At 66.8% G+C, this 23,689-nt stretch carries 20 protein-coding genes; 9 read left to right on the forward strand and 11 right to left on the reverse strand.

What is annotated here, in order from left to right; translation table 11 throughout:
- Window positions 1-19: 19 nt before the first annotated feature.
- The 3 genes from ACIBLC_RS07465 to ACIBLC_RS07475 form a co-directional block, all read right to left on the reverse strand.
- A complete protein-coding gene (locus tag ACIBLC_RS07465; RefSeq protein ID WP_399209786.1) occupies window positions 20-778 on the reverse strand; it encodes a GntR family transcriptional regulator in 759 nt (252 codons plus the stop codon).
- A gap of 385 nt (window positions 779-1,163) precedes the next feature.
- The gene (locus ACIBLC_RS07470; protein WP_399209787.1) at window positions 1,164-2,129 is read right to left on the reverse strand and encodes a hypothetical protein; all 966 of its coding nucleotides are present in this window, start codon (window positions 2,127-2,129) and stop codon (window positions 1,164-1,166) included.
- A gap of 513 nt (window positions 2,130-2,642) precedes the next feature.
- Window positions 2,643-3,776, reverse strand: coding sequence for an ROK family protein (locus tag ACIBLC_RS07475; RefSeq protein ID WP_399209788.1), 1,134 nt, complete (start codon window positions 3,774-3,776; stop codon window positions 2,643-2,645).
- A gap of 287 nt (window positions 3,777-4,063) precedes the next feature.
- On the opposite strand from ACIBLC_RS07475, the gene ACIBLC_RS07480 reads away from it, so the two are divergent.
- Both ACIBLC_RS07480 and ACIBLC_RS07485 read left to right on the forward strand, forming a co-directional pair.
- Window positions 4,064-5,197: a Gfo/Idh/MocA family oxidoreductase gene (locus ACIBLC_RS07480; protein ID WP_399209789.1), complete on the forward strand. Its 1,134-nt coding sequence runs from the start codon at window positions 4,064-4,066 to the stop codon at window positions 5,195-5,197.
- Window positions 5,194-5,658, forward strand: coding sequence for a heme-degrading domain-containing protein (locus ACIBLC_RS07485; protein WP_399209790.1), 465 nt, complete (start codon window positions 5,194-5,196; stop codon window positions 5,656-5,658). Before ACIBLC_RS07480 ends, ACIBLC_RS07485 begins: the two co-directional genes overlap by 4 nt.
- A 336-nt stretch (window positions 5,659-5,994) precedes the next feature.
- Here ACIBLC_RS07485 and ACIBLC_RS07490 read toward each other — a convergent pair whose 3' ends face one another.
- The 4 genes from ACIBLC_RS07490 to ACIBLC_RS07505 form a co-directional block, all read right to left on the reverse strand.
- The gene (locus ACIBLC_RS07490) at window positions 5,995-6,852 is read right to left on the reverse strand and encodes a fumarylacetoacetate hydrolase family protein (protein WP_399209791.1); all 858 of its coding nucleotides are present in this window, start codon (window positions 6,850-6,852) and stop codon (window positions 5,995-5,997) included.
- Window positions 6,853-7,058: 206 nt separating this feature from the next.
- Window positions 7,059-7,793 (reverse strand): YidC/Oxa1 family membrane protein insertase, encoded by a 735-nt coding sequence (locus ACIBLC_RS07495; protein ID WP_399209900.1) that lies wholly within the window; start codon window positions 7,791-7,793, stop codon window positions 7,059-7,061.
- A 213-nt stretch (window positions 7,794-8,006) separates the two neighbouring features.
- Window positions 8,007-8,330 (reverse strand): DUF6412 domain-containing protein, encoded by a 324-nt coding sequence (locus ACIBLC_RS07500; RefSeq protein ID WP_399209792.1) that lies wholly within the window; start codon window positions 8,328-8,330, stop codon window positions 8,007-8,009.
- Window positions 8,331-8,536: 206 nt separating this feature from the next.
- Window positions 8,537-9,310, reverse strand: a complete 774-nt coding sequence (locus ACIBLC_RS07505) for a class E sortase (RefSeq protein WP_399209793.1) — start codon at window positions 9,308-9,310, stop codon at window positions 8,537-8,539.
- 288 nt (window positions 9,311-9,598) lie between these two features.
- Between ACIBLC_RS07505 and ACIBLC_RS07510 the strand changes: the two genes are divergently transcribed.
- The 4 genes from ACIBLC_RS07510 to ACIBLC_RS07525 all read left to right on the forward strand — a co-directional run bounded on the left by ACIBLC_RS07510 (window position 9,599) and on the right by ACIBLC_RS07525 (window position 13,949).
- Window positions 9,599-11,074 carry a beta-1,6-galactanase gene (locus ACIBLC_RS07510; RefSeq protein ID WP_399209794.1) on the forward strand — a complete coding sequence of 492 codons (1,476 nt, stop codon included), beginning with the start codon at window positions 9,599-9,601 and terminating at the stop codon, window positions 11,072-11,074.
- 155 nt (window positions 11,075-11,229) lie between these two features.
- Window positions 11,230-12,246 carry an SEC-C domain-containing protein gene (locus tag ACIBLC_RS07515; protein ID WP_399209795.1) on the forward strand — a complete coding sequence of 339 codons (1,017 nt, stop codon included), beginning with the start codon at window positions 11,230-11,232 and terminating at the stop codon, window positions 12,244-12,246.
- 248 nt (window positions 12,247-12,494) lie between these two features.
- Entirely contained in the window at window positions 12,495-13,328 is an 834-nt protein-coding gene (locus tag ACIBLC_RS07520; protein ID WP_399209796.1) for a DUF6551 family protein, read from the forward strand.
- 282 nt (window positions 13,329-13,610) lie between these two features.
- Window positions 13,611-13,949 (forward strand): hypothetical protein, encoded by a 339-nt coding sequence (locus ACIBLC_RS07525; protein WP_399209797.1) that lies wholly within the window; start codon window positions 13,611-13,613, stop codon window positions 13,947-13,949.
- 136 nt (window positions 13,950-14,085) lie between these two features.
- Here the strand turns inward: ACIBLC_RS07525 and ACIBLC_RS07530 are convergent, their stop codons facing one another.
- From ACIBLC_RS07530 to ACIBLC_RS07545, 4 genes are all read right to left on the reverse strand, one after another.
- Window positions 14,086-14,697 carry a hypothetical protein gene (locus ACIBLC_RS07530; RefSeq protein WP_399209798.1) on the reverse strand — a complete coding sequence of 204 codons (612 nt, stop codon included), beginning with the start codon at window positions 14,695-14,697 and terminating at the stop codon, window positions 14,086-14,088.
- Between the two features lie 4 nt (window positions 14,698-14,701).
- On the reverse strand, window positions 14,702-16,363 hold the full coding sequence (locus ACIBLC_RS07535) for a DEAD/DEAH box helicase family protein (RefSeq protein ID WP_399209799.1): 1,662 nt from the start codon (window positions 16,361-16,363) through the stop codon (window positions 14,702-14,704).
- A gap of 14 nt (window positions 16,364-16,377) precedes the next feature.
- Window positions 16,378-18,777, reverse strand: a complete 2,400-nt coding sequence (locus tag ACIBLC_RS07540; RefSeq protein ID WP_399209800.1) for an ATP-binding protein — start codon at window positions 18,775-18,777, stop codon at window positions 16,378-16,380.
- Window positions 18,778-18,855: 78 nt separating this feature from the next.
- Window positions 18,856-19,656: an Eco29kI family restriction endonuclease gene (locus ACIBLC_RS07545; protein WP_399209801.1), complete on the reverse strand. Its 801-nt coding sequence runs from the start codon at window positions 19,654-19,656 to the stop codon at window positions 18,856-18,858.
- A 102-nt stretch (window positions 19,657-19,758) separates the two neighbouring features.
- On the opposite strand from ACIBLC_RS07545, the gene ACIBLC_RS07550 reads away from it, so the two are divergent.
- From ACIBLC_RS07550 to ACIBLC_RS07560, 3 genes are all read left to right on the forward strand, one after another.
- The gene (locus tag ACIBLC_RS07550; RefSeq protein ID WP_399209802.1) at window positions 19,759-21,129 is read left to right on the forward strand and encodes a DNA cytosine methyltransferase; all 1,371 of its coding nucleotides are present in this window, start codon (window positions 19,759-19,761) and stop codon (window positions 21,127-21,129) included.
- 399 nt (window positions 21,130-21,528) lie between these two features.
- Window positions 21,529-21,963 (forward strand): very short patch repair endonuclease, encoded by a 435-nt coding sequence (locus ACIBLC_RS07555; RefSeq protein ID WP_399209803.1) that lies wholly within the window; start codon window positions 21,529-21,531, stop codon window positions 21,961-21,963.
- A gap of 155 nt (window positions 21,964-22,118) precedes the next feature.
- Window positions 22,119-23,603, forward strand: a complete 1,485-nt coding sequence (locus ACIBLC_RS07560) for a PIN-like domain-containing protein (protein WP_399209804.1) — start codon at window positions 22,119-22,121, stop codon at window positions 23,601-23,603.
- Window positions 23,604-23,689 lie beyond the last annotated feature (86 nt).

Here is a 23,689-nt window from a genome sequence, read left to right on the forward strand (position 1 = left end):
CCGCCCGAACCGTGAGGGATCAGCCGCCGAGGTGAGCGGTGAACGAGAACCGGTCCCCCCGGTACAGCGTCCGCACCCGCTCCAGCGGCTTCCCCGCCGTGTCCCGCGAGACCCGGTGGATCAGCAGCATCGGCAGCGCGGGCGAGGTACCGATGAGCAGCGCCTCGCGGGGGGTTGCCAGCACCGTCTCGATGCGCTCGTCGGCGTCGCCGAACGCGATACCGAGCCGCTCGTGGAGGTAGGCGTAGAAGGAGGAGTCGGGGGTGAAGTCGCGGTCGAGGTGCGGCACGCGCGCCACGGCGACGTAGGTGCTCTCCAATCCCACCCGCTCGTCGTCGGCGAGCAGCACCCGCTCCATGTGCCAGACGGGTTCGCCGCGCGTCAGCCCGGCCTCGGCGGCGAGGCTCTCGGGGCAGGGGAAGCGGTCGAGGCTGATCAGCGTACGACCGGGGGTGCGCCCCTGCCGCCGTACGCCCTCGGTGTAGCTGGCGAGCGAGAGCGGCTGCTCCAGCTTCGGGCCGGCGACCACCGTGCCGCGCCCCTGCCGGCGCACCTTCCCCTCGAGCAGCAGCTCCCGCAGCGCCTGCCGCACGGTCTCCCGCGCGACCTCGTACTTCTCCGCGAGATCCCGCTCGGGCGGCAGCGGGCCTCCCTCGCCCAACTCCTCGATGAGCAGGGCGATATGCGCCTTCACCGCGTAGTACTTCGGGATGCGGCCGTGCTCCGGAATGCCGGAGCGCACGGGGGCGCCGGGGGCCTGGTCGTTCGGGTAGTCCACGGGAACGATCGTCGCAGACGGGGGCTTCGCGACGACTTCCAGGTATCACCGGCGGGGACACGCACCGGGGCCGGGCCCTCACCGGGGCGCGCGCGGACCCGGGACATCAGCGACGCGGCCCCGCCACACGGGCGGCAACACGAACCCCGGACTCCACGGCCCGGCCGCGCCCGCCGGAACACGGCGAGGACTCCCGGCATCAACGACCTGATCTCACCCGCCGGGACACGACCAGGGCTCCCGGCATCACCCCTTGGCTACGGCCGCCGGGGCGCGCGGCAGGCTCCGGGCGCGTAAGCAGCCCGGTCCCACCCGGCGGGACACGGCAGGCTCCGGGCGTCAGCGACCTGATCCCACCCGCCGGCACACGACCAGGGCCCCGGGATCACCGCCGCAGCCTCGCCCGCCGGGACACCACCAGGAGGACGACTCCGGTGGCGGACAGCACGATGCCCGCCGCCAGGCCGAGCCCGTGCGATGCCCTCGGGCCGGTGCTGGCCAGTTCGTCGGCTGCCGGGGCGGCCCCCTCTTCCCGTACGACACCGCCGTCGGCGCCTTCACCGCCGGTCCCGGCATCGGTCCCGGCCTCGGCCTCGGTGCCGGCCACGGTCCCGGTCCCGGTCCCGGTCCCGCCGGTGCTGTCACCGCTCGTGCCCCCGCCCGTGTCCTCTCGATCCCGCGGGTCCCGCTCCTCCTCTCCTCCGTCTCCGCCCTCGTCCTCGATGCGGAACCGGTAGTCGTTCGACTCCCCCACCCAGTCGCCGTCGTCGTCGTGCCGCTGCACGACGGCCGCGTTGGCGACGACGTCGTTCGGGGCGGCAGCGTCGGAGGTGACGGAGAGGCGCACCTTCACGGTGAGCGTGCGCCCGGGTCCCACGGTGAACCCCGGGAAACCGTCGTCGAACGCCCCCACGTTCTCGTCCTCGTCGGTCTTCTCGAACTCGACGGGATGCGGCAGGTCTCGCACACCGTCGCCCTCGCCCTCACCGTCGCGATCGCCCTCCCTCCCCCTCTTGCCCTCGCCCTCGCCCTCGCCCTCGTAGAACTCCAGCCGCGCCTGCTCGGGCCGCAACGCCCGCTTCCCGTCCACGAGGACGACGATCGGGTGGATGCCCTCGCAGGTGTGCGCGGTGGTGTTGGTGAGGTCGATGTACCAGGTCCCGAAGTCGCCCCCGACGTCGTAGCGGGCGGGACCGCCGTGGATCCGGGTCTGCACAGGGAAGGCGCGGCTCTCGGTGGCCGCGCAGGTGGGGCGTGGGTCCGCCAGCGCCGTACCGGGTGTGGCGAGCGTGAGTGGGAGGGCGGCGGCCGCAGCAGTAACGGAGAGGGGCAGGGACGTGCGCAGTCTCAATCGCGTTCGCGTTCGCATGAAGAGCCTTTGCCGATCGGGAGCGTAAGCGGTACCGGGCAGCGGCCCGCGACCCTGCCACGCGCACCCGCCCGCACCCCACCGCCACGCCCACCGGAACCCCGATCGGCGGCACGACTCCCCCCGACCGGCGGAAACGATCTAGCCCGTACGGTGCCGCCGAACGCCCCGGTCGGTCGGTGTCGGTGGCCACCGATGCCCGCAGGACGCGAGAGGAGGAAGCCTGCGAGGCGAAGCGCAGGATCCCACCGGTCCCGAACCCTCGCTGCCCGGTGAGTTCGACGACAACTTCCTCTGGGACGGCGACGACCTCGCCCTCGGCCGACGGCTCCGGGAGGGCATCCTCGGAACGCCCGCCCCGACCAACCCACGGGCACGGGCACGGGCACGGGCCGGACGGCAACATCCACACGGCGTATCCGATCTGAACCGTCCCGGGGAGGCGTGCCCCTGCCCACCTGTGGGAGCTTCTCCCTGGGGCTTCCCCGTCGGCCCTCACCCGTCCCCCCGCCCGAACAGCGGCCCCAGCAGCAACTGCGCGGCTCCCTCCGCCACGCCTCGCGCCCCGCCGGGAGCGACCCGTACGGGAACCGCCGTCTCCGCGCCCTCTCGCCGGGCCCGCTCGTCGAGTACGGCGCCGACACCTCGTACGAAGGTCTCCTGATGGGCCGCGATCGTACGGCCGCCCAGCAGCACCAGGTCGATGTCCAGCAGCCCCGCCAGGTTCGCCGCCCCGACGCCCAGCACCCGCGCCGCCTCCGCCACCGCGCCCCGGGCCACCGCGCCCAGGCACAGCACCTCGACGCAGCCCCGGTCGCCGCAGCCGCACAGGGGCCCGTCGAGCTGGATGACCTGGTGTCCGAACTCGCCCGCGCCGGTGCGGGCGCCGCGGTGGACGGTGCCGCCGATGACGAGGCCGGCCCCGAGGCCCGTACCCAGATGCAGATAGGCGAAGGAGCCGTTGCCCGCGGCGGCGCCGGGGCCGCCGCCCGCCGCCAGGCCCAGCGCGGCGGCGTTCGTGTCCTTGTCCACCACCACGGGCAGCGCGAGCCGCCCCGCCAGGGCGTCCCGGAGCGGAAACCCGTCCCACTCCGGGAACCCGGTGACCCGGTGCAGCACCCCTCGTACGTGATCGAGCGGGCCGGGGACAGCGACCCCGACCCCGAGCACGGAGTCCACCCCCCTGAGCAGCGCCGCGACCTCCGTGGCCGCGCCCTCGACCACCGCGTCCGCGCCGCCGCCCAGATCGAGGGGAGCCCGGCGCTCGCCCACGACCGCCCCGGTCAGATCGCAGAGCACGGCTGTCAGCTCGTCGCGGTCGAGGTGGAGGCCGACCGCGTGGCCGGCCTCCGGGACGAGCCGCAGCACCGTGCGGGGCTTGCCGCCCGTGGAGGCGCGGCGGCCCGCCTCCGTCAGCAGACCGTCCGCCCGCAGCCGGGCCGTGATCTTGCTGACGGCCTGCGGGGTGAGCCCGGTCCGCTCGGCGAGTTCGAGGCGGCTGATGCCGGCCGGTCCCGCGGTGCGCAGCAGGTCGAGCACGAGCGCCGCGTTGTGGCTACGCGGGGCGAGCAGGTTCACTCCCGCCCCACCGCCGGTCACCGAGCCGCCCGCAACCGAACTCCCGATCACCGAACCCCCCGCAACCGGACCCCCGGTCACCGAACCCCCCGCTCCCGCACCGCCAGTCACCGAGCCGCCCGCCGCCGCGCCGCCGCTTGCCAAGCCACCGCTCACCAAGCCACCGCTCACCGCGCCGCCCTCCCCGGCGGGCTCCGCCCCCCGCCCGGCGTGCACACCCGGCGAACCCACCCCCGTCTCGGCATCCGGCCCCGGCTCCGACCCCGCATCGCTCCTGTTCACGTACGCCATTGTCCTCCGCGCTTGCACTTTGGCAACAGCGTTGCGAAAGTGGACGTATGACTGGCACAGGTTCTGAACCCGGCGCGCCCGCCGCCCCCGCAGCCCCCGGCACCCCGGGCGGCCCCCTCCGCGTGGCCCTCGTCGGCTACGGCCTGGCGGGCTCCGTCTTCCACGCCCCCCTGATCGCGGCGACCGAGGGCCTGGCCCTCGACACGGTCGTCACCTCGAACCCGGAGCGGCAGGAGCAGGCGCGCGCCGAGTTCGGCGACGGGCTCCGCTTCGCCGCCACCCCCGACGACCTCTGGGCCCGCGCCGACGAGCTGGACCTGGTCGTCATCGCGTCGCCGAACAAGACGCATGTCTCGATCGCGACCGCCGCGCTCAAGGCGGGCCTCCCGGTCGTCGTCGACAAGCCCCTCGCCGGTACGGCGGCGGAGGCCCGCGAGCTGGCCGCCCTGGCCGACGAACGCGGCCTGCTGCTCTCCGTCTTCCAGAACCGCCGCTGGGACAACGACTTCCTGACGCTCCGCAAGCTCATCGCCGAGGGCGAGTTGGGCGACGTATGGCGCTTCGAGTCCCGCTTCGAGCGCTGGCGCCCGCAGCCCAAGGGCGGCTGGCGCGAGTCCGGCGACCCGGCAGAGATCGGAGGTCTCCTCTTCGACCTCGGCAGCCACGTCGTCGACCAGGCGCTGGTCCTCTTCGGCCCCGCGACCTCGGTGTACGCGGAGTCGGTCATCCGCCGCGCGGGCGCCGAGACGGACGACGACACGTTCTTCGCGATCACCCACGAGAGCGGCGTCCGCTCCCACCTCTACGTGTCGGCGACCACCGCCCAACTCGGCCCGCGCTTCAGGGTGCTGGGCTCGCAGGCCGGTTACGTGAAGTACGGCCTCGACCCCCAGGAGGCGGCCCTGCGTGATGGCAGACGCCCCACGGACACCGACGAGGAGTGGGGCGTCGAGCCCGAGTCCCTGTGGGGCCGGCTGGGCGCCGGGGAGTCACCGCTCACGGGCGGCGGCCGGCCCGAGCCCACGGTTCCGGGCGCCTACCCCGCGTACTACGCGGCCATCGCGGCCGCTCTGCGCGACGGCGGCATCAACCCGGTCACCGCGCACGAGGCCGCGGCCGCCCTCGACGTCCTGGAGGCGGCCCGCCGCTCCGCCCGCGACGGAGTGGTGGTGTCGCTGTGAGCGCCCCCACGATTCCCGAACTGGAGGAGCAGGAGCGCCGGTTGACGCTGACGCACTTCACCCACGCCGACGCGTGGGCGCTCGGCACCCTGCTCGTGGACATGGCCCGCGAGCAGGCCGCGCCCGTCGCCATCGACATCCGCCGCGGCGGCCAGCAGCTCTTCCACGCGGCGCTGCCCGGTTCGACCCCGGACAACGACGCCTGGATCGACCGCAAGCGCCGAGTAGTCGAACGCTACGGCTCCTCGTCCTACCTCGTCGGCTCCCGCTTCCGCGCCAAGGGCACGACGTTCGAGGACTCCTCGCGCCTCGACCCCGACCAGTACGCGGCACACGGCGGCGCGTTCCCGATCACGGTCGAGGGAGCGGGAGTTGTCGGCACGGTGGTCGTGTCCGGGCTGCCGCAGGTGGAGGACCACGCGATGGTCGTGACAGCCCTGGAGCGCTTCATCGCCGGGTGAGGGATACGCCCCGTCAGGGGCGCGGGGAACCGCGCGACCAACCACGGACGGCCGTCAGCCGACGACAAACGGCGGACGGCCGACCGTCCGCCGATGGCCGGCGGCGGGTGACGGTGGCCGCGGGCCGGCGGTGACCGGAGGGCGCTGACCAGCGGGTGACCGCTGGCGGCTGGCCGTCCGCCGACTGCCACCGGCAGGTGACGGTGACCGCCAGCCGACGGGTGGCCGAGTGGCGCTGACCAGCGGGTGACCGCGGGCGGCTGGCGGCTGGCCCGGGCCGCGGGGAACCGCGCCCGGCAGCCCACCCACAGCCCCCCGCTCCAGCCGGCGCAGCGCCTACGCGTCCTTGAGTTCCTGCCGCTGCCGGCCCAGCCCCTCGATCTCCAGCTCCACCACGTCCCCGGCCCGCAGGTACGGTTTGGGCTCCGGCGCCCCCATGGCAACCCCCGCCGGCGTACCGGTGTTGATGACATCGCCCGGGTACAGCGTCATGAACTGGCTTACGTACCGCACCACTTCGGCGACCGGGAAGATCTGCTCGGCCGTCGTCCCGTTCTGCTTGAGCTCGGCGTTGACCCAGAGCTTCAGGGTCAGGTTCTGCGGGTCCGGCACCTCGTCCGCGGTCACCAGCCAAGGCCCCAGCGGGTTGAACGTCTCGCAGTTCTTGCCCTTGTCCCACGTCCCGCCACGCTCGATCTGGAACTCGCGCTCGGAGACGTCGTGCGCCACCGCGTACCCGGCGACGTGCGCGAGCGCCTCCTCGTGGGACCCCAGATAGCGTGCCGTGCGGCCGATGACGATCGCGAGCTCGACCTCCCAGTCGGTCTTCACGGACCCGCGCGGCACGAGCACGGTGTCGTTCGGGCCGATCACCGTGTCCGCCGCCTTGAAGAAGACGACCGGCTCACCGGGCGGCTCGACGCCCGTCTCGCGGGCGTGGTCGTGGTAGTTCAGCCCGATGCACACGACCTTGCCGATCCGGGCGAGCGGCGGCCCGACGCGCAGCCCGGCCGCGTCCAGTTCGGGCAGCTCACCCGCCTCGGCGGCGGACCGGATCCGGCCGAGCGCCGCGGGATCGGCGAGCAGCGCCCCGTCGATGTCCGTGACGACACCCGACAGGTCCCGCAGGGTCCCGTCGGCGTCAAGCAGCGCAGGCCGCTCCGACCCCGACGTACCGACTCGCAGCAGCTTCATGATCTGTATCTCCCTCGATCTCGGGCAGTCGTCCGACGGGTGCAGCCATCGGATGACTGGTCGATCGTCCAAGCTCGGCGTCCAGTCCGCAAGACCCTGATCACGGACTGGACCGCCCTCCGATGTCCAGAGGCCACGGTTCACCTGCTCAGGAGGCACGGCTCACGCGTTCAGGACGTACGGCTCGCATGCTCAGGACGTACGGCTCACGCGTTCAAGGGGTACAGCCGCGCCCGCTCCACCGCGCTCCACGTCGTACTGGTCACCATGTAGAGCGCGGCCGCCAGCGGCATCACCGCCACGGAGAAGAGCGTGAGGAAGGACATGAACGGCATGACCTTGGTGATCGCGGCGAGCCCGGGCACCGGCTGGCCCGCGTCGCCCGCCGAGGCGGCGGCCAGTGCGGCGCCGGCCGCCGTCATCCGCTTCGTACGCCAGTAGTTGAAGCTCGCGACGCCCGCCACGAGGGCGAAGAGCGCGAGGTAGACGAGGCCCGCCGCCCCGAGGAGCCCGCCGTCGCCCAGCGCGTCCGCCCAACGGTCGCCGAGGGGCGCCGCGAAGAGCTGGTGCGCCAGCAGGCCGTTGGCCTCGCCGCCGATCGTCGAGCTGGAGAACAGGTGGTAGAGCAGGAAGAAGGCCGGCATCTGGCACAGCCCCGGCAGCAGCCCGGACAGCGGCGACACCTTCTCCTCCTCGTGCAGCTCCAGCACCGCCTTCCGCAGCTTCTCTGGATTCTTCGCGTGCTTCCTGCGCAGCTCCGCGACGCGCGGCTGGAGCCTGGTGCGCGCCCGCTGTCCCCGCGCCGCGGCCCGGGACAGAGGATGCACGAGAAGACGTACGAGCGCGGTGAACAGGACGATCGCGGCAGCCGCCGCGGAGGCGTGGAACAGCGGTTCGAGCAGCTCGGCGAGCTGCTCGACAAGGCCGGCGAAAGCGGACAGGAACGTGGACATGGGTGAGCCCTCCGGGGGTCTCGTCGTGCCGGGAGTACGGGCGTACGCGGGCGTGTGGGCCTTGGGCGTACGGCGTACGGGGTGTCGGCATGACGACCAGGCGCGGGGGCACGGATGTCGCGGTGCACGCACGGACATGGCTGCGCACGGCTGTGGCGGTGCACGGACATGGCGGTGCACCGGTGTGACTCGGGAGATCCCCTACGCGGCGGCCGTCAGGAGGGCACGCCCCGGCGCCCGGGGGCGCGAACGCCCCGCCGCGTCGGGATCACGCTGGGACAGGAACGCCGTACGGTGCTCGCGGTCGCGGATGGCCGTCCGTACGCGCGTACGCGGCACGGCGGGCGCGCAGCGCGAGCCGATGAGCGCGCAGACGGCGAGCGCGGAACCGGCCGCGGCGGTCGCCGTGAACGCGACGGCCAAGGCGGCGGCCAGGCCGCCGGAGTCGAGCAGGGCGACCTCGACGAACAGCAGGAGCAGCAGGGCGGCGGGACGCATGGTGTCCTTACCCCAGGCCTTCGTCATCGGCCGCTCCTCCTCCCTCTCACGGCTTGCAGCTCCCTCGTACGGCTTGGAGCCACACGGCTTGTACGAGTTACACGGCTTGTACGAGTTATACGGGAAGCGACTTGATCGGCTCAAGCAGGTCCCCGCTCGGATCCCGGCCGGTACAGCGCGGCCCGCCCGGTTCCGGCACGGTCCCGCCCGGTTCCGGCGCGGCTCAGCCCGGTTCAGCGCGGTCGCATGGAGGTGAGCTTCCCCCAGACCACCAGCCGGTACGTGGAGGTGTACTCGGGGGTGCAGGTGGTGAGGGTCAGGTAGTACCCGGGCTCGCTGTACCCGTAGGCGGGCCGGGTGGCGCTGCGCGGCACGGGGCCGATGACACCGCCGTCGCGAGCCGAGGTCTGCGGAAGGGTCCTGTCGACGACGTACGTGTAGAGGGCGGCCTCGGTCTCGACGCTGATCTCGTCGCCGGGCTTGAGCCGGTTGATGTACCGGAACGGTTCGCCGTGTGTGTTGCGATGTCCGGCGAGCGCGAAGTTCCCTGCCTCGCCTGGCTGTTGGGTGTCCTTGTAGTGGCCGACGTACCCCTTGTTGAGTACGCCGGGTTTGCTGACGCCTTCGGCGACGGGGACCCGGAGGTTCAGCCGGGGGATGGCGAGGACGGCGTAGGCCTGGGACCAACTGGGCTGCGGGGCAGCACGGTTGACGCCACCCGACGACTCGGTAGCGGACGGCTCCTCGGTGACGCTCTCAGCGGGCGTGGCGGCCACCCGCGGCGTCCGCGCCTCCGAGGGCGCCGCGCTCCGCCACTCCCTCTCCAGGGCCCGCACCTCACGCTCGGCGCCCTGCTGGGCCTGCCGGTTGGTCCACCACAGTTGGTGCGCGACGAGGAGCAGCAGCACCACGCCCACCGTGACGAGGAGTTCGCCGCAGCTCCACAGGGCGCGCCTGAGGACGGCTCGCCGCCGCCGGGTGCTGTGCCGCACAACGGGAACCCGCATGCGTACGCCTCCTTCGCCGTGGCGGCACGCACGATAAGGGGTGCGCCGCCAAGTCACCAGCCCCGCAAAGGTTCATGACTCGGCATGCCCGCCGCTCCTCTCCGCTTTTCCCCGCTTCCCTCCGACGGCTTCATACAGCGGTTTTAGAAAGGGGTGTCACAACCCTCGACAACCTCACGCGACACCCTCGATGCTTCCTGATGGCATCAGCGGGACAGGCCGGAGCAGGCCGCGACAGCCCAACGCCGGTGGGACGACCGGCAGTTGGGCGGGACGGACGGAAAAGCCATGATCCGACGCAGAACACTGCTGGCCGCGGCGGGCGGCGCGGTCGCCGGCGGCGCCCTGGCGACGGGCACCGCGCACGCGGACGCGACCATCGCCGTCACCCCGGCGACGACGTACGGGACTTGGGAGGGCTGGGGTACATCGCTGGCCTGGTGGGCGAACGTGTTCGGCGCCCGGGACGACTTCGCCGACATCTTCTTCACCACCAAGTCGGTGGCGTACAGCGGCAGGACACTGCCCGGCCTGGGCCTGAACATCGCCCGCTACAACCTCGGCGCGTGCAGCTGGAACAGCGTGAACGGCGAGTCCATGGTCGCCTCCGCCAACATCCCCGGCTTCAAGCAGATCGAGGGCTTCTGGCAGGACTGGAACAACGAGGACCCGACGTCCGCCGCCTGGGACTGGACGGCCGACGCGGCACAGCGGGCCGCGCTGGTGAAAGCCACCCAACGGGGCGCCGTGAGCGAGCTGTTCGCCAACTCGCCGATGTGGTGGATGTGTGCGAACCACAACCCGTCGGGAGCGTCCGGCGGCGGCAACAACCTCCAGACCTGGAACTACCGCCAGCACGCCTCCCACCTGGCGGCCGTCGCCCTGTACGCGAAGTCGAACTGGGGCGTGAACTTCGCGACGGTGGACCCCTTCAACGAGCCGTCCTCCAGTTGGTGGACCGCCACCGGCACCCAGGAGGGCTGCCACATGGACGCCGCCGTCCAGTCAGCCGTACTCCCCTACCTGCGAAGCGAGTTGGACAAGCGAGGCCTGACAGCCACGAAGATCTCGGCGTCGGACGAGACGAGCTACGACCTGGCACGCACGACCTGGGGCTCGTTCAGCTCGACGACGAAGGCCCTGGTCAACCGCGTCAACGTACACGGCTACCAGGGTTCGGGCGGCCGTCGTGACCTCCTCTACACGGACGCCGTCACGACGTCCGGCAAGAGCCTGTGGAACTCCGAGTACGGCGACGGCGACGCCACCGGCCTCACCCTGGCGAGCAACCTGCTCCTGGACCTCCGCTGGCTGCACCCGACGGCCTGGGTCTACTGGCAGGTCATGGACCCGTCGTCGGGCTGGGCGACGATCGCGTACGACGCGAGCACCCTCCAGCCGGGCGCCGTGCAGACGAAGTACTACGTGCTGGCGCAGTTCAGCCGACACATCCGCCCCGGCATGAAGATCGTGAACACGGGGGTGGATTACGCGACGGCGGCCTACGACGCGGCGGCGAGACGCCTGGTGATCGTCGCGGCCAACAAGTCCACCTCCGCCCAGACCCTGACCTTCGACCTCTCCCGCTACACGACGGTGACCGGCGGTACGGGCGGCCTGGTCCCCCGCTGGAACACGGCGACCTCGGGCAGCGGCGACCTCTACACGGCCCGCTCGGACACGTACCTGAGCGGGAAGTCCGTGAGCGTGCCGTTCGCGGCGGGGGCGGTGCAGACGCTGCAGATCGACGGGGTGGTGGTGTGAGGCCGTGAGTCCGGGCGGGTCCGCGTGCGACCGCGTGAACCGGCGTGCGCCCGCGCGGATCCGCTCCGCCCGAGCCGTGTGATCCTCTCCCCTCCTCCCGCCTCTGGCCTGCGGATCCCTCTCGTTCGCGGGCCGACGGCAGTACGGTGTCCACCATGCGCCCCGACACGCCTGCCGAGAACGTCGACCACACCGGCGAAGCAGCCCGCCTGGAACGTACCGCCGGCCTCTATCCCGAGGACGCCGAACACCTGCTCGTGCAGGCCGCGGCCCACCTCGAGCTGGCCGGCGAACGCCCCGGAGCCACCGCCCTCTACGACCGCCTGCTGTCCTCCGCGAGCTCCCTGGAAAACCCCCACCTGGTACGAGCCCTGAAGGCCTCCAACCTCTGGGAGTACGGCCACGAGGCGGAGGCCCGCGCGATCATCGACGGAGTCCGCGCCGCGTCCCCCCGCGACCCGGCCCCCTGGGTGATCGTCGCGGAGTCCCTGGAGTCCCACGACGAGCTGGAAGCGGCCCAGGAAACGTTCACGCAGGCGGCCACGCTCCTGCTCACCGACGTGACCGAACCCCCGTACGCCACCCACCCCGTCCTCTTCGGCCGCCACCGGGTCCGCCGCATGCTGGGCGCGTCCCACGACGACTGGGACCTCCTGGCGGACACCCTGCACTCGTCCCCCGTCTCCCTGGACGAGCTGCACGACCCGAAGCGGGTCTGGTCCCTGGGCTCGGACAACCCGGCGGAACTCCAGGCGGAGATCTCCCGCCTACGCGCCGAACTGGACACCCACCGAGCCGCCCTCTCCCGCCCGTTCCCGGTCGCGGTCCTCCACTGGTCCGCCCCCGAACTGACCGAACTCCTGACGGCGTACCCCTCCCTCACCTCGGAGTACCCGTCCCACGAGGACCACCTCGCGACCATAGAGGCGTCCCTCCGAGAACTCGCGGCCTCCGGCACCCCGAACCTCGGCATCGTCACCGGCACCGTCCCCTCCTACGAGGCCTTCGCAGCATCCGAGGCGTCCTCCCCGACGGACGCGACGCTGTTGCCGCAGTACGCGACGACGCTGGCGGCGAGGGGCTTGGCGGTGGCTTGGCCGCCGCAACGGGGGGCGGAGTGCTGGTGCGGGTCGGGACGGACTTACGGGGAGTGTCACGGGGCGACCGACTGACCTGCTCGCCCACCGAGTTGCGGCTGCTCGTCATTACCTGGGCGACGGTAGGAGGGGCAGCCGCAGGAGCCGCAACTGCTGGTTGCTGCTGTGCTCAGGCGCCTGATGACACCGGGTGGCGGGTGTGGCTCCTCGCACTCCTTGAACCCCACGGAGGCCGAAGGGACTTGCACGAAAGTCGACTCATATGATTTTCTGTTCGCCGCGCCACATCCCAAATCCCGGCCTAGCCGAATAATCCCCCTGCCGTGGCGCTGAAGGGCACATCCATGCCTAAAGCCCGGTACACCTTCGAGCTCCCCGAGCATAAAGTGGACTACGGGGTCGAGGTTTCGATCAAGAACCTTAATATCGACCCGCAAGCGCAGCGCACTCTTAATGAGAAACGCGCCCAAAACATCGCCGCGAACTTGGTTCGTGAGGCTATCGGCTCAGTAATCGTGTCGGAGCGCTCAGACGGTGACCTTTACATTGTTGACGGACAGCATCGTTGGCGTGCATGTGCACTGGCCGGTAAACCAACCATCATGGCCGAAGTGCACCACGGCCTCACGCAGGCTCAAGAAGCGATTCTTTTCCTGATAAAGAATCGTGAATCCCACAAGCCGCGCCCCATCGATGAGTACCACGTGGGCCTCACCGGCGGAGTTCCCCTTTTCGTTGACACAGACAGGATCCTGGACAAACACGGGCTAGCCCTCGGGTCAACGTCTACCAACGGCGTGGGCGCCGTATCCGGCGTGCTTCAGATCGTGGACCGCTACGGAACACCTATTTTCGACCGCACGCTCACGGTCGCCGAAGAAGCTTGGGGCCGTTCAGCGGAGACCTGGGACGGCATGCTCCTTGGTGGCATTGGCATGTTCCTTGGCCGATGGGGCGATCTTGTAGACGACACGGAACTCGCCAAAAAGATTCTAGCCATGGGCACGGCGGCCAAGTGGCGGTCAGAGATCCTGAGCCAGTCATCCCGCGGCGGCTTCAACAACAGCGGCACGGGATCTCGAGTGACCACTGCGTATCGCCTCGTCGCGACCGCCTGGAACAAGAGCCGCAAGGCCGAGAATCGCATCGAAGCGTAACTCGACGGTAAGCCGGCGCCTTCCCCTCGCAAGGGGAGGTAACAATCCATCGACTTGACCTGAGCACGCGCTGCTCCAGACGTGTACCCGCAGACCCTTATAGCTGTGACACAGACGAGAACAGCGTTCTAGGCACCTCGGGCATTGCTAGTTCCTGCGCCCCTTTTGACGGCCCGCAGGTCCGGCTCTCACCCGGCGTCGACTACCCCGCATCCCTTGCGAAGGAACCGCCGATGATGTCACTCTCGTCTCGCCGACCGCAGCGAAAAAGGTCAGCAAACCGTGTTCTCCCACCTTTTTGATAGCGCACCTCCGGAAATCGCCTTCCCCTCAGTTGCCGCCTGCGTGATGCTCGCCCTAGCCAGGGTGGTAAAAAACCTCCCCCAGGATTCGATCAACAGATTCTTCCAGCACCGCATGACCAAGTATCAGATCATTGCGAGTGACTCCAAGGGCCGAGTAGCGGTAATGCAGAAGCAGCGACTCATCTTCTTCGGCTTCGTCTTCACATGCGTCGCGGTGATCGCACTCGTCTACATAAGCTCGACGGAGAACGAGGCGGATGCCCCCAAACCCAGTCCTCCTCCGACCACCACGGAAGCTCCGCGGCCCGCCCGCTAGTTGGCCCCGGACTCGAGCCCTCCCGGAAGGTCCTAAACCCACATCCATCCAGGCTTTCTGCGAGTTGGACTCTACAGAGCAGCGATTCCATAGACATCTTGCGCGGTCTCCCATATAGAGCCGCCGCGGACGCCTGTCATCCGATGTAGTCGGGATTAGGGACCAATGTTCGATGCAAGTGCCTAAGGTCGATTCCGCAGTGCCGAGCGATCCGCTCCTGAAGCGTGCGCTCGGCCGCAGACGTATCGAGCCCGTCACGTGTGGTGACTACTATCATCGGCCTCTCCTTATCGTGTACCGCTATATGCAAAGAAGCCCAAACAAGGTCGCTGACTCTATCCGGTCTCCCCCAGCAGACATAACGCTTCGAGTGACCGTTAGTCGCGTAACAGTGATTTGGCTTCTCGTCGACGCTATCCGCAACTACTGTCCAGCCGTTACTCAAGCCGACTCGAACAATCTCTTCGGCTCCCCGGAATCGATGCGATACAAAGCGCACATATCCCCCGATACCTTCCAGGGATCGCGCATATTCCTTCATAGGAACATCCTTGATCCAAACTCGCACATCTTTCTCTGGTGCGAAGTTTAGGAGAACGCCACCCACGCACTCGTCTTCAATCCATTTACGATACTGAGCAGTTTTGTGAGTATTACTCATAAGCTCCCAGTCCATCTCCTCCGCCTGCTTGTAGATTTCGAGGATAAGCTGCTCCCGCAGCGATTCCGGAAGCGCGAGACGAGGCATAGATTCACTCCAGAGAGACGATGTTCGCGGGAAACTGCAATCGATAGTCGTCGTACGCGGTTTCCAGGCTGGCGGCGTCTTTGACCCATTCATCCATAAGCCCAGCAACCCTCTGATCACTGAACGTGATACTCGAGTGTGAGGCGCGGGAGATGGTCTCCATCTCACCACCGCCCTCCAAGGAACGTCGGAGGTTCAGGGCCGCCGCGATTCGTCGAAGGTCACTTACAAAGTCGAGCACTGTCACCCGATCCTTGCCTTCACGCAGGCGAAGTCCTCGCCCGAGCTGCTGGACGAAGATCCGCCTGGAGTGGGTGACCCGCGCGAAGCACAGAATATTGACGTCTGGGACATCGACGCCTTCGTTAAGGATGTCGACGGCCACGAGGACTGGAATATCACCGGAGCGGAAGGCCAGCAGCCTTCGTTGCCGCTCCCGTTTACTCAGGCCAGCGTGGACGGCGAACGCGCCGGACCACAAGGGTGTGCGCCGCAACAAGTCCGCGAGTCGCTCAGCGTGCTCGATAGTACGACAGAAGACAAGGGCCCTGGGTCTTTGGATCTTGGCCCAGGCGGAGGCGAGTTCGTCACGGATGGCCTCGTCGCGCTGAGGCAGGAACAAGCGTCCATTGAGTTCGGAAAGGCCGTAACTGTGGGCACTCGCCTCCCGAACAGTATCCCAGTCGATATCGTCGACGAAGAGCCGGTAGTCGACCTGGGCGAGATAGCCGCGCCTCATGCCTTCCTCGATCCCCAGAGTGAAGCTGGGCGGCCCAAGTTGCTCAGTGATGTCATGCGCATCTCCACGCCACGGTGTAGCCGTGACGCCGAACTGACGGGACTCGACGAGCCGTTCCAATAGCTCGTCATACTGTCCGTCGGCCCCGATGTGGTGTGCCTCGTCGACCATCAGCAGACCTGGGCGGAAACCGAAGCGAACCGCATTTAGTGCGGAGGCGGGGGTCGCGCAGGTTAGACCGATGAGATCGTCGGGCTTCGAGTCCCCCGTCAAAGTGCGAGTACGGACTCGCTTCGGAAGATGTCGCCAAAGGGCTCGCTCCAATTGCTGAACGAGCTCTCTCGAGTGGGCGATGACAAGTACCTGGTCCGTCGGATGAGATCGCAGGTGCTTGGCGATGACCTCGCCGCCAACGACTGTCTTCCCGAGCCCGGTCGCAAGGACGAGCAAAGCCCGACCAGTTGTATCAAGATCTACATCGAGGGCTCGCACCGCGTCTTCCTGGTACGGTCGCAGAACAAGTTCCCCAAAACGATCCGGCACGCGATCAAAGCTCGCGTCGAGATCGCTGCCTCCCCACAGCAGGATGGGAGGGCCAACACGGGTGAGATTCATGACGCGTTGGCGGGCGTCCGGGCTAAAGCGGGCATTGGTGACGACAACCGCATGGTAAGCACGATAGCTGTCACGCGCGCGTGCGACCTCGTCTACGGCTGCGGCGCCGATGGCACCCTGCCGCTTCCACTTGCACTGAAACACCCAATCCTGGCCTTTGAGCTTGGCTAGGATGTCTCCGCCCCCATCGCCAGGGCCGTCAATGTTGACGACGGAGGTGAAACCAAGGTGCCACAGGAGTCGCTCGATCTGGCGGGGAAACTGCAAGGGTCCGGCGTCGAGCAACGGCCCCCGGGAGAGGAAGCCGGCCATGAGGTTCCTTCCGACTAGGCGCTGTCGACCAAGTCGCGGCTAATGAGCCGACAGCTGAAACGGATGCGCGCGAGTTCCTCCGGATCGAGGCGAGGCCGATGTTGTTCCAGGAGCGCGAGATCACTCAGGGGATTGACCAAGCGTTCGACTACGAGCTCTCGTGCCATCGCGTCGGTAAGTGCCGCGTACGTCCGCTTAAAAAGGCGTCCATCTAGGAATGCCTCGGGCGCGACTGAGATCAAGCGTACGACCGCGCTCGCTGGGACGTAGCGTACAAAATTCCCGTTGAAGATGTTCTCCTCCCAGCTGGAACCGGGAACAGACTCGACCGCGAACCGACGCTCGGCGACGGAGCGTTCGGCCGATGTCAGCGTATCCCAGTGGCGACGAGGGCTTTCCGAGACGGGTACCACAAGTCCCGATCGGACCTCGTCGAGAATACGTTCGGCCTCATCCGCCATCGCGGCGGGTGTCAACGGCGCGGTTCCACTCTGACTCTTCAAGCGGGAGACAATAGAGGTCAGTGGCGTCGAAACACTCCTGGCCCGCACTCGCATGAACTCGGCGACTTCAATTAGCGCGAGGTCGCGCGTGTCCGATCCCTGCTCTTTGAAAAGCGGATCATCGACATCGATGAAGACTTCGAGACGGGGCGCTCGCTGCATGATCGCGACGATGGGCGCTTCCACTCGCTCCTTGTTGTGGAGTCGTTGCCCTCGGACGGCCCACACGGAGAGCTCGATGGTGCCTAGCTCCGGAACGGAATAGCCACCTGTCAAGTCAAAGACTGGCTCCGCGTTGGCCCTATATCTCGCAAGACGCTGCTCGAGTGTCTCCTCGGGTGGCTCGGGCGCTCGTTCCTCAGAGGCTGGGTTAACCGCAGAAGAGCCCTCCTCTTCAAACATTGCAGCCTCAAGGCCGGGGAGGATGTTCTCGCTCTCGGGGCGGGGAGTCGGGAGGACGGGATTGTCGTGCTGGTAGGCGGCCTGATACCAGATCTCGTCGGTCTGGTAAGCCAGCTCACCTTTGCGAAAGTAATCGGCCCACTCAACGGCTCTCTCATGCAGAGCCCGAGTGCCGTCTCCCGGAATCAGGTAGTTCAGCCCCGCGTCCTGCCGACGGAAACCAACATAGAGCCGCGCGAGAGGACTGGTATTCTCAGGCAGTCCTAGCCGCCTGGCGATCACGGGACGCAGAGGGGAATTCCCTCGCACCTCACGGAGTACCTGGCGCCACTCGTGCGTATCGAACTCGAATGCGGTCTTCTGGTAGTTCGGAGCCACGTGATCGCAGTGGATCTCTCCCACCAAACGCCCCATAGGCTTCTTGCTGTCAATGGGGTACTCCAGCTCAGGCTCGGCGAGTTCGTCGTCGTCCTGCCAGTAAAATACCTTCTTATCCTTGAGAAGGATCTTCCTGCCATTACGAATGAAGTCCACTCCGTAGTCCGTGCTATGCACGTACCTCTGAACACCAAGCCATCCCCAGATCCTTCGCTCACTGGGCTTGAGTCTCGGCTGTCCGCACTCCTCGCAGACCTGCGCATCCACGCGGCTCCAGTACCCGCAATCCATGCAGACCTGCTTCTCGCTGAGGGTCTTCTCGATCCTTAGCAGCGCCGGAATTCCCACGCCGGAACGTGTCACATACCGCGCCTCGTTCCAGACACAAGGCAGGCGGGGTGAGACCTTCGTCCGGTTGATGGTAAGCAGATATCCGCGCTCGTGAAGAAGATAGCTATAGATATCGCCGAGCTTCTCACGGATAATCTTCTGGGTCTGTGGACGCCGCAACGAGTCGAACTGCTCAGTTTTTAGGTCGCTGATGGTGACTGTTGTGCCGTGCTCGTTCGCGTCGGCCTTGGGGACCAGCCGGTATGGGGCCAGGTAGTCCGAGGAGCGAGAAATGCGGGGAAGGTCGAGGACCACCTCAACCCAGTGAGCGTCACCCGCGCGACTAGTACGGATGGACGTCTGGCGGCCGAGGCGTGCGGTGCTGATGTTGAAACCCATACCGAATAGTCCGAGCGATCCGTGTCGACCGTTGCTGGACCAGCCCGCACTGATGGCGTTTGTGACCGCCTCCAGCCCCATGCCCCGTCCGTTGTCCTTGACCGTGATCGCAGCTGTCGAGCGGGGGGTGTTCGCGGCGGGAAGCACGATAGATACGGTGGGAGTGATCGTCTGGTCGCCTGCGGATCGGAACTCATCGAAGCAGTTGTCGACGAGTTCCGCGATGCACTGCCAGTGGGAGAACTCAATGTCGCCCAGCACACCAAGAATCCGCGGGTGCGGCTGGACATTGATGTATTGACTGTCGCCCACGAAGTGTTCCCGCTCTCCCGACCCGACGTTCGCTTGGTTGAACTTGGCGGACGCTGTTCCCTTACCACGCCAGTGGGCGAGGCGGAGCACTAACCGCCTTCTTCATCTGGCCTGACGCCAAGTCCACAGTAGTGCGGCACTGGCCACGTGTGGGCAGAAGATTCGATCTCAGCCGTCGGCCCTCGACACCCGGAGGGAGCGGGGCTCGACGGATTGCCCGGCTTGGTAGTAGCGCAGGGCGCTTGGGTAGTCGCCCTCCTCGGGATACATGATCACGTACCCGGGCAGCGCTGTGATGCGCCAGCCGTCGGGCAGTGCTCCAGAGATCACCGCGAGGAGCTGGTCCGCATCGCCGGTGCCGGTCGGGACTTCGACGACGATATCGGCGAACGAGGGCGAGTCCTGGTAACGGAACAGGTACGGCAGAGCCCCCTTCGTCCAGACGAGCAACTGTGCTAGAGAGGATCGGCCTTGGGGGATGCCGGGAAGCGTCCAGTCCAGGTCGATCGGGAACAGGCGGTCGAAGTGATCTCCTTCGACCAGCGTCCTGTCACGGCGCTTGCCGGGGTCGTTGTTCCCGAAACCGTTGTAGTTCCAAGGGACTTCGCCCAAGCCCTTGTGGCGACTGATCAACAGTCGCTCCGGCGCGACGGCGGAGAAGTCCTCCTCTACATAGAGACAGCTGAACGTTACGTCCGCTATGTCCATGCCGCTGCGACTGGAGAGCTTACGGAGGTGCTTCTCAAGGCGCTGTGGGAGGGAGCGGTCGGCCTTCCCGACATAGACCAGCGCTCCGCCCAGGTAGAGCTGGTAGACGCCCGGGGAGGCGTCCAACGCCCCAAGGGCGTCCGGGGTCAGCGGGATCGGCGTCAGCGTTTCCAACGCCAGGGCCAGCTGATCACCGAGCGCCTTGGTGATGCTCAACTTGAACTCCGCCGCGTGCTTGCCCACCATTGTTCCCTTCTCCACCGCGAGACACCCTCTTACAGGTCACGACACAGTACTCACTCAAGGAACTTGGGTTCTCCCGAATAGGCTCATGATCAACAATTCCGCGGTATGGTTTTTCTCATGCATGAACAGGTAGAGGAACCGTTGGTCGACCGCACCGCCGTGGAGCTGTTCGCTGGCGGCGGCGGGCTCGCCATGGCCGTCCATCGCGCCGGGTTTCGGCCCCTTCTGTTCAACGAGTTCGCCCCTCGGGCATGCGAGACCTTGCTCGCAAATCGTGCTGCACTCGCTCCTACTCAAGGTGACCCGCCGATCCCCACCCCTGGTGACCGGCCGCCGTTGGTGTCGGGCGACATCCAGGGGGTGGACTTCTCATACCTCGCCAGGGCCAAGGAGGAGGCCGGGCTTGAGGTGGATGTCCTGGCGGGGGGCCCGCCTTGCCAGCCGTTCAGCCTAGGGGGCGTCGCCAAGGGCGACGAGGACAAGCGGAACATGTTCCCTCAGATGATCCGCGCCATGCGTGAGATCCAGCCCAAGGCTGTGATCTGCGAGAACGTCCGTGGATTGCTGCGGAAGTCGTTTGATCCCTACTTCCAGTACATCCTGGACGGGATGCGGCTACCGACGGTGGTACGCGGTGAAGAGGACTGGCGGCATCACGCGCGTGAACTGGCGCGCCGCATCGCGGATGGGAGCGTCGCCCCCCATGAGCGGTACGACGTTGAGTGGATCAAGGTGAACGCCGCAGACTACGGCGTCCCCCAGATTCGGCACCGCGTCATCATCGTCGCCTTCCGTGCGGACCTCAAGGTGGACATGAAGCAGTTCGTCGCTTCCGTTGAAGCCACCGAGTACTCCGAGGACGCCCTTATTCGATCCCTGCTACCTGATGGCGATCAGGACGGGGAGTACTGGCGACGGCACGAGCGGATCCGTGAGCGCGCGATTCCCGACCACGTGAAGGAACGCGTAATTAGCGGACTGCGTGCCCCACTTGCCCTCCCGGACGGGAAGAAACCCTGGCGAACCTTGCGAGACGCACTGGCGGGCGAGTGCGCGGATGGCAACGTGCTGCCCGACATCCCGGACCATCAGTTGGACACCGTGGAACGCAATCTAGGGGGCTACACCGACCACATCGGATGGCCGGGAGCTCGGATCTATCCGGGGCACACCCCTAATGAGCTCGACCGGCCGGCGAAGACGGTGAAGGCGGGTGTTCACGGCGTTCCTGGTGGCGAATCGGTGCTGCTCCTTGACGAGCGTGTACGGGACGAGGAGGCCCCCGGAGGGTTGCGCTACAAGCACCGTTACATGACCGTTCGAGAAACCGCCCGCGTGATGACCTTCCCCGACGACTGGCAACTGGTCGGCCCCCGCGGCGAGAAAATGCGTCAACTCGGCAATGCCGTTCCTGTGCTTCTTGGCGAGGTGTTCGCCAAAGCGGTCTTGGCCGCCCTAGAGAAGGCCTCGAAGCAGGAAGGACGGTGAATGATCGTGACGCCCAACCACAAACAGGGACTTTGGAATGACAAGCCACCGTCCGCCCGTGCGTGGAAGGGGCGCCCGGGTAGGAACCGGAACTCTCTGGCCGCTGAGCAGGATCGAGCCGCTGGCGGCAGGAGCCAGCGTTTCTTGTCTCTCGCTGACGGACGGCTCGCCAGGGCCTCTGTGGAATTGAAGGTCCTGCCAAGTACTCGGCGGATTCGTGCCTACCTGCGGTGGTCTGACCAAGGGAAGTCCCCTGCCGTCTACTTGGGTCAGGTAGACGAGGACACCCGTGCCGCGAACCTGGCGGTCGCATGGCGGATGGCTGCGGCGAAAGGCCTCCTTACTGCTGAGCCGACAGCTCTGGGCTCGTGGGCTGGCTCACCCTCGATACGCGCGTCGATGAAGGGAAACCGAGGCAAGGACACCAAACCCGAACTGCGCTTGCGATCACTCTTGTACGCAGAGGGTCTGCGATACCGGGTATCGGTACGTCCCCTCCCCGAGCTCCGCCGCACTGCCGATCTGGTATTCATCAAATCCCGCATAGCTGTCTTCGTCGACGGATGCTATTGGCATGGGTGCCCAGAACACTATCGCCCAGCGTCTAGAAACGCGGACTTCTGGACAGAGAAGATCAATGGCAACCGTGAAAGGGATATTGAGACTAACCACCTGCTATCGCAGGCTGGTTGGACCGTCATCAGGATCTGGGAGCATGAAGATCCTGCGGAGGCAAGCCAACGCGTGATCCAAGCGGTCCGTGGCGACTTCACCGCCTTGACGGGCGGAACTACACCTAACCGCCCGGCTAGTGATCACACGGACGACGTGTAGGGATGGTGCGGGAGCATGAACGGGCCACGAATAGCCCCGGGGCTGTATGAAGAGCCGCCAAGAGTGATCGACTTGATGGACCCGAGGCAGTTACGGGTATTCCTCGGAGAGGATTGTGCTCACGGAGCACCACTGCGAACGCTGAGGAATGGGCTGTGACAGCGGGCGAAGAGCCGATCGGAGTACCCTCCAAGGGCCTGACCGACGGATTCGAAGGGTACCTCTCACCTTCGGACGAGGACTATCGAGCGGTACTCACAAGTGGGCTTGTGGTACTGGACACGAATGTTCTACTCAATCTCTACCGTTACGAGGTACGCACTCGCGTTGACCTAATCCAAGTCTTGGAGCGCCTCTCGCCCTGTCTTTGGATCCCGCATCAAGCGGCGGATGAGTTCTGGCGAAACCGAGAGCAGACTTTAGTCAATCGACGCCAGAGCACGAAGGAGGCACTCGAGCAGTTGGAGAAACCCACCCGTGCGATCGACCATGCGATCACTAACTGGGCACGCAGCGTAGGCCTACCGTCGGAGCGCCAGGCCGAGATCCGTAAGCTACACACTGAGGCCATCACCACTGTGCGGGAAGCCATCAGTAGTTTGGTGGAGGACGATCATCTAGGACGAGCACGCGACACTAACGAGGACCCGGTTCTCCAGCGACTCGTCCCGGTCCTCAAGGTAGGGCCCGCCCTTCCTCCGGAGGACTACGCGAACGCGCTACAGGAAGCCGATGCGCGAATCACCAATGAAGTTCCGCCTGGATACAAGGACGCTGGAAAACCGGATCACCGAGGAGCGGGGGACTATCTGGTCTGGGAGCAAACCTTGCGAGAGGCGGTAGTTCGCAGAACCGATGTTCTCCTCGTTACCGGCGATGTGAAAGAGGATTGGTGGCGAAAGTTCCAGAACATCACGCGCGGACCCCGGCTCGAGCTTATCCAAGAACTGCGTGAGCGGGCGGGGACCCAGTTGTTCATGCTCCAACCCCAGGATCTGCTGCGCATCGCCGGCCGACTGCTTCAAGTGGAGGTTGGTCCGGAGTCCGTCGGCGAGATTACTGAGATCGCAAAGACAGCCCCTCTACCCTTGGAAGGTGCCACCAATCGCGAGCGCATCCGCCCCTATCTCGTCACCGCGTTGGTTGAGTCACTTTCGGAGTCGTTCGCAGTTCACACAGGGGGATCGGGGTCGGGTTCCGCGTGGGATGTGACGGTAGTGCGACAAGGCACCGTGGTCGCCGCTGTGTGGATCTACGATCCGATCAAGCCTTTCAATGATCTGGCCACAGATTCAGTCGGCTCCACTGGTCAATCCATGATGCGAGAGCTTCTAGGCGACCGATCAGGACCACGGAAGCCTTGGGTCGCTTGCGTCGTGGACTTGGCCAGCCTCTTGCGCGGGATGAGCACCGACGCATCCCCTTGGTCCGCCTCGCGCGGATCCACATCGATTCTCTCTGCGGACGCCGCTGAGATCTTTCACGCCCACGCGGACCAACTCATAGACGCTGGCTTCGATCACATTGAGGTGTTGTCCAGCGTCGATAGTGCGGACGCGGTGAATCGCGACGGCTTCGCTCGGATAAGGATGGTAATTGACCTACTCAAGCAACAGGTCGAGTCTGTGCCTGATCGTTAATTACCACGGGTTCGCCACTTCGCGCGATCAGTACCCCCTGCAGCGAACTATGCCAAGGGTTATCGTACGGCCTCGCGCAAGCAAAG

Source organism: Streptomyces sp. NPDC050535, from assembly GCF_044457665.1.
GTDB lineage: Bacteria > Actinomycetota > Actinomycetes > Streptomycetales > Streptomycetaceae > Streptomyces.

Coding starts and splice junctions, on each gene's coding strand:
- ACIBLC_RS07480 (WP_399209789.1), top strand. CDS start 4,064: ATGACTGGCACAGGTTCTGAACCCGGCGCGCCCGCCGCCCCCGCAGCC.
- ACIBLC_RS07490 (WP_399209791.1), bottom strand. CDS start 6,852: ATGAAGCTGCTGCGAGTCGGTACGTCGGGGTCGGAGCGGCCTGCGCTG.
- ACIBLC_RS07500 (WP_399209792.1), bottom strand. CDS start 8,330: ATGACGAAGGCCTGGGGTAAGGACACCATGCGTCCCGCCGCCCTGCTG.
- ACIBLC_RS07505 (WP_399209793.1), bottom strand. CDS start 9,310: ATGCGGGTTCCCGTTGTGCGGCACAGCACCCGGCGGCGGCGAGCCGTC.
- ACIBLC_RS07510 (WP_399209794.1), top strand. CDS start 9,599: ATGATCCGACGCAGAACACTGCTGGCCGCGGCGGGCGGCGCGGTCGCC.
- ACIBLC_RS07515 (WP_399209795.1), top strand. CDS start 11,230: ATGCGCCCCGACACGCCTGCCGAGAACGTCGACCACACCGGCGAAGCA.
- ACIBLC_RS07530 (WP_399209798.1), bottom strand. CDS start 14,697: ATGCCTCGTCTCGCGCTTCCGGAATCGCTGCGGGAGCAGCTTATCCTC.
- ACIBLC_RS07535 (WP_399209799.1), bottom strand. CDS start 16,363: ATGGCCGGCTTCCTCTCCCGGGGGCCGTTGCTCGACGCCGGACCCTTG.
- ACIBLC_RS07550 (WP_399209802.1), top strand. CDS start 19,759: ATGCATGAACAGGTAGAGGAACCGTTGGTCGACCGCACCGCCGTGGAG.
- ACIBLC_RS07555 (WP_399209803.1), top strand. CDS start 21,529: ATGAAGGGAAACCGAGGCAAGGACACCAAACCCGAACTGCGCTTGCGA.